Origin of the sequence: Corynebacterium sputi DSM 45148, from assembly GCF_000427865.1 — a bacterium.
Taxonomy (GTDB): Bacteria; Actinomycetota; Actinomycetes; order Mycobacteriales; family Mycobacteriaceae; genus Corynebacterium; species Corynebacterium sputi.
In genome coordinates this window covers 1-15548 of record NZ_ATYV01000025.1, presented here as the reverse complement: position 1 = coordinate 15548, position 15548 = coordinate 1, and the positions used below count along the sequence as shown (strand labels likewise).

16 protein-coding genes, 1 pseudogene and 1 riboswitch are annotated in these 15548 nt (G+C 61.6%); of the genes and pseudogenes, 10 read left to right on the top strand and 7 right to left on the bottom strand.

Translation table 11 applies throughout. From position 1 onward, the window contains the following. The first annotated feature begins 24 nt into the window (after positions 1–24). From prfB to YWU_RS0111830, 5 genes are all read left to right on the top strand, one after another. Positions 25–1131: a peptide chain release factor 2 gene (prfB, locus tag YWU_RS0111850; RefSeq protein ID WP_027020649.1), complete on the top strand. Its 1107-nt coding sequence runs from the start codon at positions 25–27 to the stop codon at positions 1129–1131. Between the two features lie 51 nt (positions 1132–1182). Further along, the gene (ftsE, locus tag YWU_RS16625; RefSeq protein WP_051260317.1) at positions 1183–1911 is read left to right on the top strand and encodes a cell division ATP-binding protein FtsE; all 729 of its coding nucleotides are present in this window, start codon (positions 1183–1185) and stop codon (positions 1909–1911) included. Between the two features lie 13 nt (positions 1912–1924). Continuing rightward, on the top strand, positions 1925–2827 hold the full coding sequence (gene ftsX / locus YWU_RS0111840; protein WP_027020648.1) for a permease-like cell division protein FtsX: 903 nt from the start codon (positions 1925–1927) through the stop codon (positions 2825–2827). 45 nt (positions 2828–2872) lie between these two features. Beyond that, positions 2873–3742, top strand: coding sequence for a polyphosphate kinase 2 (ppk2, locus tag YWU_RS0111835; protein WP_027020647.1), 870 nt, complete (start codon positions 2873–2875; stop codon positions 3740–3742). Positions 3743–3803: 61 nt separating this feature from the next. Then, complete coding sequence (locus tag YWU_RS0111830) at positions 3804–4859, top strand: enoyl-CoA hydratase/isomerase family protein (protein WP_027020646.1); 1056 nt, start codon at positions 3804–3806, stop codon at positions 4857–4859. Here the strand turns inward: YWU_RS0111830 and YWU_RS0111825 are convergent, their stop codons facing one another. The 4 genes from YWU_RS0111825 to YWU_RS16615 all read right to left on the bottom strand — a co-directional run bounded on the left by YWU_RS0111825 (position 4860) and on the right by YWU_RS16615 (position 9638). Beyond that, complete coding sequence (locus tag YWU_RS0111825) at positions 4860–5798, bottom strand: MinD/ParA family ATP-binding protein (protein WP_027020645.1); 939 nt, start codon at positions 5796–5798, stop codon at positions 4860–4862. Positions 5799–5873: 75 nt separating this feature from the next. After that, positions 5874–6650 (bottom strand): YwiC-like family protein, encoded by a 777-nt coding sequence (locus YWU_RS0111820; RefSeq protein ID WP_034647809.1) that lies wholly within the window; start codon positions 6648–6650, stop codon positions 5874–5876. Continuing rightward, positions 6647–7225: a TetR/AcrR family transcriptional regulator gene (locus tag YWU_RS16620; protein WP_051260316.1), complete on the bottom strand. Its 579-nt coding sequence runs from the start codon at positions 7223–7225 to the stop codon at positions 6647–6649. Before YWU_RS16620 ends, YWU_RS0111820 begins: the two co-directional genes overlap by 4 nt. Positions 7226–7256: 31 nt before the next feature. Next, positions 7257–9638 (bottom strand): MMPL family transporter, encoded by a 2382-nt coding sequence (locus tag YWU_RS16615; RefSeq protein WP_051260315.1) that lies wholly within the window; start codon positions 9636–9638, stop codon positions 7257–7259. A 166-nt stretch (positions 9639–9804) separates the two neighbouring features. Then, positions 9805–9954: riboswitch (FMN riboswitch) on the top strand. Positions 9955–10064: 110 nt separating this feature from the next. On the opposite strand from YWU_RS16615, the gene pnuC reads away from it, so the two are divergent. Beyond that, positions 10065–10763, top strand: coding sequence for a nicotinamide riboside transporter PnuC (gene pnuC / locus YWU_RS0111805; RefSeq protein ID WP_027020643.1), 699 nt, complete (start codon positions 10065–10067; stop codon positions 10761–10763). 6 nt (positions 10764–10769) lie between these two features. Here the strand turns inward: pnuC and YWU_RS0111800 are convergent, their stop codons facing one another. Together YWU_RS0111800 and YWU_RS0111795 are read right to left on the bottom strand one after the other, a co-directional pair. After that, entirely contained in the window at positions 10770–11621 is an 852-nt protein-coding gene (locus YWU_RS0111800) for an HAD family hydrolase (protein ID WP_051260314.1), read from the bottom strand. Positions 11622–11633: 12 nt separating this feature from the next. Next, positions 11634–12323: a hypothetical protein gene (locus tag YWU_RS0111795; protein ID WP_027020641.1), complete on the bottom strand. Its 690-nt coding sequence runs from the start codon at positions 12321–12323 to the stop codon at positions 11634–11636. A gap of 50 nt (positions 12324–12373) precedes the next feature. On the opposite strand from YWU_RS0111795, the gene YWU_RS0111790 reads away from it, so the two are divergent. From YWU_RS0111790 to YWU_RS0111775, 4 genes are all read left to right on the top strand, one after another. Beyond that, positions 12374–12958, top strand: a complete 585-nt coding sequence (locus YWU_RS0111790; protein ID WP_084142144.1) for a nucleosidase — start codon at positions 12374–12376, stop codon at positions 12956–12958. Between the two features lie 11 nt (positions 12959–12969). Next, the gene (gene thiM / locus YWU_RS0111785) at positions 12970–13791 is read left to right on the top strand and encodes a hydroxyethylthiazole kinase (protein WP_034647812.1); all 822 of its coding nucleotides are present in this window, start codon (positions 12970–12972) and stop codon (positions 13789–13791) included. Continuing rightward, positions 13788–14468, top strand: coding sequence for a thiamine phosphate synthase (locus YWU_RS0111780; protein WP_027020638.1), 681 nt, complete (start codon positions 13788–13790; stop codon positions 14466–14468). The genes thiM and YWU_RS0111780 overlap by 4 nt, the downstream gene beginning before the upstream one ends. Positions 14469–14580: 112 nt before the next feature. Beyond that, positions 14581–15114: an acyl-CoA thioesterase gene (locus tag YWU_RS0111775; RefSeq protein ID WP_027020637.1), complete on the top strand. Its 534-nt coding sequence runs from the start codon at positions 14581–14583 to the stop codon at positions 15112–15114. 48 nt (positions 15115–15162) lie between these two features. Here the strand turns inward: YWU_RS0111775 and YWU_RS18375 are convergent. Next, positions 15163–15548, bottom strand: a pseudogene (locus tag YWU_RS18375) (HNH endonuclease); the annotation flags it as partial.

Below are 15548 nucleotides of genomic sequence, written 5' to 3'. Positions count from 1 at the left end.
CGCGGTGACGGTACGATGTTCACTGTGAATCCCGACGCAAGTGCAGACCTCAAGGACCTCGACGCCACCCTCGGCACCATTGAGAAGGTGGTCGATCTCGACGAACTCTCGGCGCGAGCCCGTGAGCTTGAGGCGCAGGCTGCGGACCCGGGCCTGTGGGATGACCCCGACCATGCTCAGGGTGTCACCTCTGAGCTGTCCTCGGTGCAGGCAAAACTGCGAAAGATTACGGCACTTCGTGCCAGGCTTACCGACGTCCCCGTCATGTACGAACTCGCCGACGACGAGGGCGACGCGGATGCAATCGAGCTGGCCGATGAAGAGCGTCGTGAGCTGCGCGAGGAGATCAAGGCGCTAGAGGTGCAGACCATGCTCTCCGGCGAATACGACCAGCGTGAGGCAGTGGTGAATATCCGCTCGGGAGCCGGCGGCGTTGATGCCGCGGACTTCGCAGAGATGCTTATGCGCATGTACATCCGTTGGGCGGAGAAGTCCGGGTACAAGGTCGACGTCTACGACACCTCCTACGCCGAAGAAGCAGGCCTGAAGTCCGCGACTTTCGTCGTGCACGGCGAGTACACCTACGGCACTCTTTCGGTCGAACAGGGCACGCACCGCTTAGTGCGCATCAGCCCGTTCGATAACCAGGGTCGACGTCAGACCTCATTCGCTGCGGTCGAAGTTCTTCCTGTCGTTGAGCAGACCGACTCGATCGACATTCCCGAGAGCGAACTGAAGGTCGACGTCTACCGATCCTCCGGCCCAGGCGGCCAGTCGGTGAACACCACCGACTCCGCCGTGCGCTTAACTCACGTGCCCACCGGCATCGTGGTGACCTGTCAGAACGAAAAGTCCCAGCACCAGAACAAGGCTTCGGCCATGCGCGTGCTGCAGGCAAAGCTTCTGGAGCGCAAGCGTCTTGAGGAACGTGCCGAAATGGACGCGCTCAAGGGCGACTCAGACAATTCCTGGGGCAATCAGATGCGCTCGTACGTGCTGCACCCGTACCAGATGGTCAAAGACCTGCGCACCAACTACGAGGTCAACAATCCGACCGCTGTCCTCGACGGCGACCTGGAGGGATTCCTCGAGGCAGGCATCCGCTGGCGCATGAGCGAGGAAAACGCTTAACTCCAGCTTAATGGCTTAAAACACGCGCTTGAATCCGTTAAGGTGGCACAAATGATCACCTTTGACCGTGTGACGAAGACGTACGACCCAACCGTCAGACCGGCACTGGATTCAGTGTCGGTGCAGATCGACAAGGGAGAGTTTGTCTTCCTCATCGGTCCGTCCGGATCCGGCAAGTCCACCTTCCTCGGGCTGATCGTCCGAGAGGAGGGCATCGGTAAGGATGACTCGGGGACGGTGACGGTTGCGGGGGAGGACGTCGGGACGCTCAAGGCACGGGACGTGCCGAAGCTCCGACGCAAGATCGGCTACGTGTTCCAGGACTTCCGCCTGCTGCCGAAGAAGGATGTGTACGCGAACGTCGCTTTCGCAATGCAGGTCATCGGCAAGAAGAAGGATGTGATTGATAAGGCTGTCCGTGAGGCTCTCGACCTCGTCGGACTGTCCGATCGCGCTGAGCGGATGCCCAATGAGCTCTCCGGTGGTGAGCAGCAGCGCGTCGCAATTGCCCGCGCGATCGTGAACCGTCCACTAATCCTTTTAGCCGACGAGCCGACCGGCAACCTCGACCCGGAGACCGCCGCCGACATTATGAAGCTGCTCGAGCGCATCAACCGCATGGGCACCACTGTCGTCATGTCTACCCATGACAATGACGCGGTCGACGTGATGCAAAAGCGTGTGATCGAGTTGTCCCTGGGGCAACTCGTGCGTGACGACGCTGACGGTTCCTACGACCTCAGCCCCACACCCGACGTCGACCTGCCGGCAGAGAACTAGAGGAGAGCCACCCATGAACACGAAGTTCATTTTCGGCGAAGCCTTCGCTGGTCTGCGCCGCAACATCACCATGACCGTGGCGATGATCATCACCACAGCCATTTCGCTGGCGTTGCTGGCTTCGGGTTTGCTGGTGACGGACATGACCAACCGGACCAAGGACATGTATCTGGACCGCGTGGAGATGATGGTCGAGCTCGATGAGTTCATCTCTGCCGAAGACGCGACCTGTTCCACGGACGCCTGTACCGAGGTCACCTCCGCACTAGAGGGCGCAGACGGCATCGAGTCGATCACCTACCGCAACCGCGACCAGAACTACGCCCGGTTCGTCGAGCTTTTTGAGGACACCGACCCGGCGCTGGTTTCCAACACAACAGCGGAGTCGCTGCCAGCGGTCATTCTAGTGCGTCTTGAAGACCCCACCGACCCCTCGCCCCTCGACGCGATCCGCGATCTTCCCCAGGTCACCTACGTCGCAGACCAAGCCGATGACATCTCTGAGGCGGTGAACAACCTCGACTCAGTCCGCAATGCCACCTTTGTCATTGCCGCGATCCAGGCGATTGCTGCGATCTTCCTCATTGCAAACATGGTGCAGATCGCCGCTTACTCGCGGCGCCGTGAGGTCGACATCATGCTCATGGTCGGTGCCTCCCGCGGATTTACTCAGGCTCCGTTCGTCCTGGAGGCTGTCATCGCATCCTTCATCGGTGGCGTGCTGGGAATCGCTGGTCTGTTCCTGGGTAAGTCCCTGGTGCTGGACGGCGCCCTGCAAGGAATCTACGACGCCCAACTCATCGCCCCAGTCGACAACACACACCTATGGACGGTGGCTCCAATTGTCCTCGTGGTGGGGATGATCTTCTCCGCGGTGACCGCTCAAATCACACTTCGGATGTACACCCGAAAGTGACTGAGCCGTAACTCAGCCAGCCTCGGCGGGTCTACGATCAAATACATGAGCAATGACGGCACCGGCACCCCGGCGAAACTGAACAAGAAGGCCTACAAGAAGGAGCTCAAGCGCCTGCAAGCCGAGCTTGTGGACATGCAGCAGTGGGTCGTTGAGACCGGGGCCCGTGTCGTCATCGTCATGGAAGGCCGCGACGCCGCGGGCAAGGGCTCTGCCATCAAGCGCATCACCCAGTACCTCAACCCTCGTACCTGCCGCATCGAGGCGCTGCCGGCGCCCAGCGACCGGGAAAAGGGTCAGTGGTACTTCCAGCGGTACGTGGAGAAGCTCCCCGCAGCCGGTGAGATCGTCATCTTCGACCGCTCCTGGTACAACCGTGCCGGTGTCGAGCGCGTCATGGGCTTCTGCACCACCCAGGAATACCGCCGCTTCCTGCATCAGGCCCCGATCTTCGAGCGTCTCCTTGTCGAAGACGGCATCCTGCTGCACAAGTACTGGTTCTCCGTCTCTGATGAAGAGCAGGTCGCCCGCTTCGAGTCCCGCCGTGAGGATCCGCTGCGCCGCTGGAAGCTCTCGCCGATGGACTTGGAGTCGATCACCCGCTGGGAGGACTACTCCCGCGCCAAGGACGAGATGTTCATCCACACAGACATTCCGTCTGCGCCGTGGTTCACCGTAGAGTCCGAGGACAAGAAGCGCTCGCGCATCAACGTGATCAACCACCTGCTCAACTCCGTACCCTACGAGAAGATTGAGCGCCCCTTGCCGGAGGTTCCCGAGCGCCCGGAGTCTGAGACCTCCTACGAGCGTCCTCCCCGCACCGAGTTCCGCTACGTGCCGGACGTCGCCGCTGAACTGACTGAGTCGAAGAAAAAGAAGTCCTCCAGCAAGGGCAAGTCCTCCAAAAAGAAGTAGCCGCTACCCCGAGATGTGACTGGGCGCACATCTTCCGAAGGGGTCGTGACACAATGAGCGCATGACTGAAACGGTGCTTGTGAATGTGTCCGGAGCGTCGGGAAGCCTGGTCCTTAACCGGCCCAAGGCCCTCAACTCCCTGAACCAAGAGATGGTCGAATTGGTGCGGGAGGCCCTCAAAGGATGGGCCGACGACGATTCGGTCGCCCAGGTAGTCATCACCTCCGAGCACCCAAAGGCATTCTGTGCCGGCGGTGATGTCCGCGCCGTTCGTCAGGAACAACTCGACGGCAACTTCGAGTCCGGCGACACCTTCTTCGTCGACGAGTACGCGATGAACCACGAGATCGCCCAGTTCCCGAAGCCCTATGTTGCAGTGATTGACGGCATCGCGATGGGCGGTGGCCTCGGCGTATCACTGCATGGTTCGCACCGGATCGTCACTGAAAACGCCTCCGCCGCGATGCCCGAGATGGCTATTGGATTCATCCCCGATGTTGGCATTACTCACATGTCCCAGCGTGCCGTCACTGCTGATGGTGATGCGTCGCCCGCAGTCGCACGATTCCTCGGTCTCACCGGCTACCGCCTGTCTGCGGCGGACCTGCTGTGGGCAGGATGGGCGACGCACTTCGTGCCGTCGAGTGACCTAGAAGCATTTCTTTCGCTTATCGACGCCTCCGACCTCGACACCGCCCTCAGCCGCTACTCAGTCGATCCCTCACAAGCGGGGGAGTCAGAGCTCAAGTCACTGCGGCCGGTCATTGAGCAGGTATTCTCCCACGACACCTGGGAAGCGATCGAAGATGAACTGGACGATCTTCGTGAGACCGAAAAGCACTGCGATCCGTTGAAGATCATCGATGATTTGCTGACGTCCGCCTCGCCCTCGTCCCTCGTTGCCGGAACCGAGCTGTACCGTGCGAATGCGCAGGATGTCTCACTCGAAGAGGGCCTAGGTAATGAGTTCCGCCTTGGCAGTTTCATCCGCCGGACTCCAGACTTTTCCGAGGGCGTTCGGGCAGTTCTGGTCGACAAGGACCGCAATGCGAAGTTCGTCCCTGCCACCACCACAGAGGTCGATTCGGCTCCGTTCCGTGAGCAGCTGCAGCCCTAACTACAGCACCGCATGCCGGCCGCTGGGTCGAACAAAATCGTCAGCCAGCAGTGCCGCAAGTTCCAGGTAGGCGCGGCGGGTGGCGGGTTTGAGCTGCTCGATGTCTAGGTCCGCGCCGCGGGCGATGTGCGGATCGAAGGGAATGACCTGGACTGCTCGGCAGCGTCGGCTGAAGAGGTCGGTGAGGGAGTCATCGTCGGAGCCGTATTCTGTCAGTCGATTGACCACCACCACTGTGGATGAGACCAGTTCCGAATACCCGTGGGCCGAAAGCCAATCGAGGGTGGCCCAGGCAGAGGACGCACCATCGAGCGCTGGTGTCGCCACGAGCACGAGACAATCGGTAGTCGACAGAATCGCACCCATCGCCGATCCGACTAGTCCCGTACCGCAGTCGGTGAAGATCACTGTGTAGTGCCGGCGGAGAATGTCGAGGGCCCGGGAGTAGTCGTTCGCAGAGAAAGCCTCGCTGACCTGGGGATCGCGTTCACTTCCGACCACTTCCAATCGCGAGGGCGCTTGCGAAGTGCACGCCCTGACCTCGGTGTAGCGCTCTGTCGAGGGTGCTCGCAACAGATCCCGGACGGTGGCGGGATTGCGATCCGGTACGCGGTCGGCCAATGTACCGAGATCCGGATTAGCGTCCACGGCGACAACGCGGTCACCACGGTGTGTGGCGAAGGTCGAGCCCAACGCGATGGTCGTCGAGGTTTTGCCCACCCCACCTTTCACGCTGAGCACAGCGATCCGCCGGTCGGAATCCAGGGGAGTGCGTACCCGGTCGATCAGTTCCCGAGTATGTCGCTGCTCCGCCGATTCCCCCAAATCGACCACGCCACCGGTGGCATTGCGCAGTACCCGCCGCCATCCCGCAGCCGGCCGATCGGGCATCTGCATTTTCCGCGCCAGGTCGGCAACGGTCAGCGGTGTGTCATGCATGAGTGTGTCCCCTTTGTCCCCTGTAACCCCACTGGGACAACACCGTAGACCGACCCGCCTGATTTCGCCGGGTAACTAGGCCTGCACCAAAGCCGCGATAACCACCAGGACAGTCACTACGCCCTCGATCAACCCAACAGTCTTCGGGGTCCATGGTCGCTGTCTCCGTTGGCCGGAGAAGGGCATGGTGAAGGCTCGGAGCGTCGTAAAGCAAAAAACGAGTGGCACCAGCCACGAGACCACGCCGCTGAAAGCGGCGGCCACGGCGATCAACGTCACTGCGACGTGGAACCCGACGGAGAACCACAACCAGCGTGCGTCTCCGCGTTCGCGGATGAGGGTCTTGACGTAGGGAACGGTGCCGAGGAAATACGCGGTGAGTACCGCGGTGACTGCCCATACCCGCAGATCTAGATCATGACCTCCGGCCCACGCGCCCAGCGGCGTCATGAGACAAGCGGCGATCACCGTCGACCAGCCAGAGGCCAGCGATCGTGGGCGGCGTTTCCATAGCTCCCATATCGCGATGAGAACCCATGGTGCAAAAGCGGGGATCCAGTAGAGGAACCGCCAGTTCACTGCCAAGCAGATGAGACCGGCTGCGATGGTGATGGCGCCATAGACGTACACCGGCGGACGGTTGATTTCACGGAATCGGGAGCGGACGAGAATGCCTGCTGCGAAGAACGCGAAATACCCTGCCCACCATGTGATGAGAAGGGGAATATCGACCCCGGCCGGGGCCAGGCCGACTCCGACCAGAGCCGGAACGACGACCATGACCCACGCGCCATGTTGATCAGGAACCCAGCCCTTGGATCGCTTCGTGCGACGGCGGGCAGTGGCACTCACACCAGATCTCCGAATCCAGCGGCGACGCGGGCGAAGGCCTCGTCCATCCGGGCTTCAGTAGCGGCGGTGACTTCTGGGGAATCTTCACCGAACTCGGCGATGCTGAACCGCAGGGCACTGGCGATAGCAGCGAAGACGGTGTCCAAAAAGAGCGACACTTCGAAGGGCGACAGGTGCGGACACCGCTCAGCGATCGCTCCTTCCAGAGGACTGAGCAGGCAAAAAGCCTGGCTGCGGTCGGCCGGGGCCCGAACCATCGCGACGTGCTGAGCCACCATCATCAGGCTGTGCGGTGAATCCTCGGCATCGTTCGGGCGTCCGATGACGTCAACGTAGACGTTCTTCATCACCTCCAGCAGCGGAATCTCTGCAGGAGCGGCCCGAACTGCGTCGGCCCAGTCGTCGATGACCTCGTGGAGAAACTCCATAAATGCGTCTTCGCGACGAGCGAAGTAGTTGTGAAACGTGCGGGTGGAGACATCAGCGAGATTGGCGATCGCGGCGACTGTCGTGGCTTCGTCACCCTGGGTCAGCAGCAAATTCACTGCCGCTGACGCCAGGCGTGACCTGGTCATCGCCTTCTTTTGTTCTCTCCACCCGGACATGTCAGTCAACCTCAGACTGGGCGGCCGCGTTGGCCAGAGCCTTGTCTTCGTTTTCACCACCGGGGGAGATATCCGCCAGGGTGGTTCCTTCCACGTCTACGTGCGGCAGGATCTTATCCAGCCACTTCGGCAGGTACCAGGTTTTCTCTCCGAGCATGAACATGACGGCGGGGACGATGGTCATACGGACGATGAAGGCATCGAACAGCACTGCGGCGGCCAGGGCGAAGCCCATGGACTTGATGAACTGCTCGTCCATCAGCATGAACGCTGCGAAGACGCTGATCATGATGAGTGCTGCGGCAGTGACCACGCGGGCACCGTGCTTGAAGCCGTTCGACACCGCATTGGCTGCGGTCTTTCCGTGCGCCCAGCCCTCTCTCATTCGAGATACCAGGAAGACCTGGTAATCCATTGCCAGGCCGAAGACTAGACCGATGAGGATGATCGGGAGGAAAGAAATGATCGGCTGCGGGTCGGAGACGATGCCGCCCCAACCCTCCTGCCACAGAGCGACGGTCAGACCGAACGTCGCGGCGACGGATAGCGCGAATCCCAGTGCAGCGATCAGCGGCACCCAGATGGAGCGGAACACCAGCATCAGGAGCAGGAACGCTAGGACCACAACGATGGCGACGTACGGGATGAGCACGTCAGAGAGACGCTCCGAGATGTCCTCGTAGATCGGGGTGACACCGGTGATGGAGAAGGTTGCACCGGTATCGGGCTGGAAGGTGGCGCCTTGGTCTCGGATGTCGTGGAGGACGTCGCCAGCGCGCTCGTCGGTCGCGCCGTACTCCGGGGTGACCAGGAGCTGGGCGGCGTCACCGGCTTCGTTGACCGCGATGACCTGGGCGTTAACGACCCCGTCCACGGACTGGATTTCCTGGACGGCGGTGCCCAGGGCCATGGCGTTGTCTTCAGGGGAGAGGCCCTGCGTATCGATCAGGGCAACCATCGGAGCATTGCGACCTGGGCCGAAGGCATCTTCGGTGATGTCGTAGGCGACGCGGTTGGGGCTGTCTGGAGACATGGTGCCGTCAGATGGCATTGCGAGGTGAAGCTGAGCGGCCGGAATGGCGAGCACAGCAAGCAGGATGACGCCGGCGCCAGCGAAGAGACCCGGGCGCTTGCGTACCTGGCGGACCCAGCGCAGACCCATCGTCGGGGCCTCGCACTCCGGATCCGGAGCCTTGATGAACGGCAGCTTTCCGGAGAACACCGCGCTGCCGAAGAGGCTCAGCAGAGCAGGCAGCAAGGTCAGTGCGACAAGAACAGCGATGATGACGGTCGCGGCTGCGGCGACGGCCATTGCGGTGAGGAACGGAATTCCGATGATGGACAGCGCTGCGAGCGCGATGACCACGGTCATGCCCGCGAAGACAACAGCCGTACCAGCCTTCCCGACGGCCAGTCCTGCCAGATGCGCTCGATCCGAAAACGGAATGTCCTTGAACTTGGGTCCGAGTTCTCTCGGCGTTAGTTCCTCGCCCTTCACAAAGGCGACCACTTCATTCCTGAAACGGGAAACGATGAACAGCGAGTAGTCGATGCCGACGGCCAGGCCGATCATCGAAGCAAGCATCGGGGTGGTGTCGTTGACCGAGTCGGTGAATGCGGTGGCAGCGTAGACGCCTGCGACACCGATACCAACACCAACGACACCGGTGATCAGCGGCATGCCTGACGCGACGAGGGAACCGAAGGTGATGATGAGAATCAAGGCGGCGACGGCAATACCGATCAGCTCGGCGGCACCCATGAAGTCAGTGGTCTGGAAGGCGTTGCCGGAGTAGGCAATGGTCAGGTCGTCCTGGTTCGCCTCGACGGCATCGATGACGGCGTCCTTGTCGGCCTCATTGATGTCCATGAAGGACGGTGCGTCGAATTCGACGTTGATGAGGCCGGTGCGACCGTCCTCAGACAGCGGGCTCAGTGCCGCGATGTCGGAGGCGATCTGCTCCGGGGGCATGCCCTCGGCGGTCTTGGCTTCGGTGAGCTGCTGCTCCATGCCGGCTGCTGCCATAACCGGGTTAACCAGAGTATCCTGGTCAGCTAGGCCATCGATGCCGCGCAGTTCTTCCAGGAACGACTCAACGTCAGCGGCGACATCCGGATCCGCGAGAGTCGAGCCCTCTGGAGCCTGGATCACGATGCTGCCAGTGGCGGCGTTCAGTTCGTCCTCTGAGGAGTCGAACCTCTCTTGAATCTGCTCCTGAGCGTCGACGGATTCGAGACCGGGAATGGTGAAGTTGGTGGCGGTCTGCTCAGAGAGCGTGAACGCGGCGACACCCATGCCGATCACGACCAGTAGCCAGGCGGCCAGGAACTTCAGTCTGTTCAGGTACGCGGATCGTCCGAGCCGGTACAGAAGCTTTGCCATGGAGGCAGCCTTTCTTCCATCTGAAAATAGTTATAGAGCGACGGGCAAAGTATTGCAGTCACCGTGCAAAACTTCAATCGGCGTGCAAGTTGCGTCTGCCAACACTGGAATTCATTCGGCTCAGTCGAAACTCTTTCCGGTTAGATCCGGCGGTGCTACAGTCAGATTCAGTTCTCAGGGCGGGGCGAAATTCCCCACCGGCGGTAATGCACGACAGTGCTGAGCCCGCGAGCGCCCTCACCGCAAGGAGAGGGGACAAGCAGACCAGGTGTGATTCCTGGGCCGACGGTCATAGTCCGGAGTGAAGAGAACCCCGCGTTATGCGCGGTAGCGTGGCCGAACCCTTTTGGGGTCCGGTCGTCGTTGTCGCATATGCCACGGGCTGCCCGGAGGACCACGAAGAATCTTCCGAACCAAGGAGCCACCGTGGACCTTCTCATCAAACTTTTGGACGCTCAATGGGACATCAATGGCGTCCCCATTCTCTGGCGTGAAATTATCGGCAACGGCTTTGGCCTTGTCTTCGCGTACGCCGGACTCAAACGTGTCGTGTGGGCCTGGCCCGTCGGCATCGCCGGCAACATACTCCTGTTCACCGTGTTTCTCGGTGGCGTATTCAATACCCCGCAAGACCTTGACCTGTATGGACAGGCCGGCCGGCAGGTGATGTTCCTGTCCATCAGCGTCTATGGCTGGTGGCGGTGGGCACGACTGCGCGCCACCGCTGGTGAAGGCGAAGCGGCCTTCCAGCCTCGCTGGGCCACTGGCAAGGAACGACTCCTGCTACTGGCACTGGCAGTCGGCGGCACGGTTCTCTTTGCGTGGATCTTCACGGCACTCGGCTCGTGGGGCCCGTGGGCTGACGCATGGATCTTCGTCGGCTCTGCACTGGCGACCTGGGGCATGGCCCGCGGCTGGACCGAGTTCTGGCTGATCTGGATCGCCGTCGACATCGTCGGCGTGCCGCTGCTGTGGGCCGGCGGGTACTACCCGTCAGCGGTGTTGTACCTGGTCTACGGCGTCTTTGTGACCTACGGCTTCATCACGTGGGCCCGGATGCAGAAAAATGACGATGCTCCGGTACCCACTTCCGAAGTGCGGGAACCGGAGCACGTGAGCGCCTGATCGAGGCTATTCGCTAATCAGTCGCTTCGTCGTGGTGACGACACCATTTTCGGTGTTCGCCGGCGCGACGTAGTCGGCTGCGGCGATGATGTCACCGTGCCCATTCGCCATCGCGAAGGACAAGCCGCCGGCTTCGATCATCTGCAGGTCATTGAGGTAGTCGCCAAATACAACGACACCATCCATGTTGATTCCGCGGTGCTCAGCGAGCTTGCGTAGCGACTTGCCCTTGTCGACCGACGGCATCATGACATCGACCCAATGCGCACCGGACAGCGCTGGGCGCAGCTCCGGCTTCGCAGCCTCGCGCAGCACCGGCCAGGTGGAGGTCTCTGCGTCGTCGACGTCAAAGATCGCAAGCTTTACGACGTCCCCCTCCACACCATGCAGATCCTCCACCACCGTGTGCTCGTGGTAGTACTTGCCGACCTCCTTGAGGAACGCCTCATCGGAACGCTCGACGTATGCGCGGTCCGGGTGGCAGACCACCAGTCCGTTGTCCAGGCCTGAATCGCGAACCGTATCGATGATGCGATCCACCACCGCCTGGTCCATGGAGTCAGCGACAATCGTCGAGTCACCGTCGGCGATGACGGCGCCATTCTCCGCGAGGAATGTGTCCGGCGTCGGATCGAGGCCTGCGAACAGATTGCGCAGCGTAGCGAGCTGACGGCCGCTGGCAGGAACGAAGGACGTGCCATTATCGCGCAGCTGCTCCAGCAGGTCCTGAAGTCCCGAGGGGAGGTTGCCATCTCCGTCGAGAAGCGTGCCGTCCATGTCCACGACCACCAGGTCAATGTGCTCCGGTAAGTCCGCGGAATCGGGGAAGGTGGGTTCGGACAGGTGTGTGTCAGTCAAGCTGGTTCTCGCTTAGTCTTCCGGTAGTGGCGGTTCTTTGCGCAGGTCACGGGCTTCGGCCTTGCGGACTTCCCGTGGGTGGTCATCGCCCTTGCGCGGCAGGTCGCGCAGGCTTGGCATCTTGTCTAGGGCGTCACGACCCACATCGATGGACCGCCGCAGGACCCCACCGCCGACCTCACGGGTGCGGTCGATGGTGTCAGAGGCGATGTTCTCCACTTTCCTCTGGAAGTCGCGTCGGCGCTGTTCGCGCTTCTCATCGCGGATACGGCGTGCCTCCTCTGCGTCGTTTTGTGTGCGTCGCTCGCGCTCGAAGGCGTCGGCGTCGCGGGCTTCGGCGTCGGAAAGCCTCTTTGAGGACGCCGCAGCGGCGTCCCACGATTCCTCGAGAGATTCGGCCATCAGAAGGATGGCATCAATTCGCTTCTCGACGTCCCGGAGCTTTTCCCGATACCCCGACTGAATGGAATACCGGCGAATGAGCCGACTGGCTCGCACTGCTTCATGGCGCCAGTCTGCGATCGGACCGCGGGTGATCGTTTCGTCGATGATGTAGCGCATCTCCCACGGATCGACGTACTCCGACGCGATGTTGTTGCGGACCTGCTCTTCGCGCGCGAGGACACCGCGGACCAGTTCCGAAGCCTTGCGCTCGGCTTCGGAGGCGCGGCTCGATCGATTGTTGTCGGATTGGAAAATCACATCTTCATCCTACTGACCGTACGTATGTACGTCCGATTACTGTGGGGTCGATGATCACGGAAACACTGTTGCGGGGCGACGTCGATCCAGAGGCGCCGCTGCTTGTCGTCGCCACGGCTGAGGAAGCCGAACACTTGCAGACCGATTTGCCAATTCTGCTGACCGGAATTGGCCGGTTGCGCACTGCAGAAGCGCTCACTGCGACCCTCGCATCCGGGCCCGCTCCCGAGCGGATCGTGAACCTTGGCACCGCCGGCGCTTTGGTCGACGGCGTCAATGGAGTCCACCGCGTCACCTCAGTGGAGCTCCACGATTTCTCGCATTCGGACGTGAAGAAACTCACCGGAGAAACTGCCTATCCAACCATCCCACTTCACGACGCCCCCGGCCTTCGCCTCGCCACCGGCGACATCTTCGTCAATGACCCAGTCACTAGGGCTCGACTAGCTGCCTCCGCAGAACTAGTCGACATGGAGGGTTACGCCATCGCGTGGATTGCCACCCGCCGCGGGATCCCGGTGGATCTGGTGAAACTCGTCTCCGACTCAGCCGGCGACGGCGCCGGGAAACTATGGGTCTCCGGAGTGGAGGAATGCTCCCGGATCCTGGGACAGTGGCTCGTGGAGAGCAGGTAGAGGAGAACACCATGACAGACACACACGCTGACGCACAGATAGACATCACCGCCACACTGGTCGAGGCACTCCGTGAAGAGAGCCCGCTCGTCCAGTGCTTGACCAACACCGTCACGCAGAACTTCACCGCGAACGTAGTTTTGGCCTCCGGTGCCACCGTCGCAATGGTCGACGTGGAGGGCGAGGCCGGGCTTTTCTCCGGTATTGCCGATGCCACCCTCGTGAACTTGGGGACGATTAATGGGGATCAGATCGTCGGTATGCGAGAGGTAGTGTCGGCTCTCACCGAATCCGGTGGCATCTGGGTACTCGACCCCATTGGGGTCGGTGGCCTGCCCGTACGAAGTGCCCTGGCTTTCGAGTTCCTCGATCGTGCCCCCACGGTCATCCGCGGCAATGCCTCGGAGATCATCGGACTGGCCGGAGGCACTGGTGGAAAAGGGGTCGACTCCGCGCAGAGTGTCGACGCTGCTGCAGAATCCGCACGATCCCTCGCGGCCAAGACCGGCGGCGTAGTCGCAGTCTCTGGCGAAGTTGATCTGATCGTCGATGCCGAAAGCACGATCCGAGCCGCTAACGGTTCGGACCTTTTGACCAAGGTCACCGGTGGTGGCTGTGCACTGGGCGCGTATCTCGGTGCGTTCGTGTCGGTGGGAGTTGATCGGGGCGTCGGGATGCTTGAATCAGTTGCTGCGGGAGCTTCCGCCTACACCGTCGCCGCAGACCTCGCGGCGGAGAATTCCCACGGCCCAGGCACGTTTAGTCCGCAGTTCCTCGATGCGCTGTACTCCATGACCGCCGACGACATCCGAAAGCGGGCTCAGTTCCGGTGACCTCACGCACCGCCGACGTACGCGGCATCTACTTCGTCACCGATCCTGACCAGACGGTCTCCGTGACCAGAGCTGACCCTATCGACGCCACTGCCAGATACGTCCGCGCCGCCGTCGACGCCGGCGTAACGATGGTTCAGGTGCGCTGGAAGAACGCTGATGCAGGACCCGTCCTCGATCTCGTCGCTAAGTGTGCCGAAGAGATCGCCGCTTCGCCTGGTTCTGCGCTCCTCGTCGTCAATGATCGCATCGATGTGTTCCTCGCGGCCCGTGACCTCGGCACAGTCGTCGATGGCGTCCATGTTGGCCAGACCGATCTTCCGGTCGAGACCGTCCGCCGACTCATCGGCAATGACGCCGTCCTCGGCCTCTCCGCCACCACCCAAGCTGATCTCGACGCCCTTCTCGCCCTTCCCACCGGAACCGTCGACCAGATCGGCGTGCAGTTCCGAGAGACTGCCACCAAGTCCGGGACACCCGGCGGTCTCGGTGTTGACGGCATGGCTGATTACGTGAGGCTTTCTCCGGTGCCGGTGGTTGCCATCGGCGGGATCACGACGGCCGATCTTGCTCCACTTGCTGCCGCCGGAGTCCACCAGGCGGCGGTGGTGTCAGCCATCGCGTCTGCAAAGGATCCCGCCGATGCGGCAGCCAAACTGGTTCGGTGTTTCCACTGACCGCGGCTGTCTGAATTGGGCGTGGGATGAGACGTCGTTAGTCTTGGTATGAATTTATTCATTCTATGAGCGGTGTTGGGCCAGCAACTCGGCCTGCCGCCGAGGAGCCTGCATGAACCTGTACCTGCGCCTGCTGCAGTTGAAACTGCGAAACCGCACGAAAGACCGCATCACTTTGTGGGACACCGCGGTCACACAGTTCCGCGTTCTCCCGAATGACTGCGACATCTTCCGCCACATGACCAATAGCCGCTACCTCGCGGTCATGGACCTTGGTCGCCTGGACCTCCTTGGACGTTCCGGATTCTGGGACCAGCTCCAAGCCAAGGGCTGGTACCCGGTGGTGGCCGGTCAGACGATCAATTATCGACGCTCTCTCAAACCCCTCCAGAAATACGAGGTCCGCTCCCGTGTCGTTGGCGTCGACGATCGCTGGATTTACGCCGAGCAGACATTCACCTCCAAAGATGAGGTATATGCCCGTGCCTTTATCCGCATTCGCTTCCTGAAGAAGGAGGGCGGCTCGGTGTCGGTCGAAGAGTTGGACAACCTCGTCGGTGGATTCCCTGACGACCTCGTAGTCCCGGAGTGGATCAAGGACTGGACCTCCGGTTCTCGTGACGACGCAAAAATGGGCAACTCCTAACCCACCGGGGCATGGGTGATCGGTGCACCTGCTTGGTGGTCCAATCACTCACGCCCCCTCGTTCTGGTCTGGGTCAGGCGGACCGGCGGACTTGCCCGGAGGCAGTGCCTTGCGGTCCTGCTGTGGTGGCTCCTCCCATGGCGGCGGTCCCTCCTCCTTCGGCGGGTCCGCCCCGCCCATGCGCTGTTCGTTGTAGTCACGCACCCGAGCAGATCGACGACGAAGCCGCGCCGACACACTCACCCGACCCGGACCATTGGCAGGTCCGGCCGGATATGTCGTCGCCGAGGTTCCATCAGCGCCAGAGGACCACACGGTGCGGCCATCGGAATACCGGATGACATCGAAGAGCTTGTCGGTCTTGAGGTTGTGGTGCCGCTGGCACAAGGCCTGCAGATTCTCGGTATCGGTGGGCCCGCCGGCGGCGGGGTTGG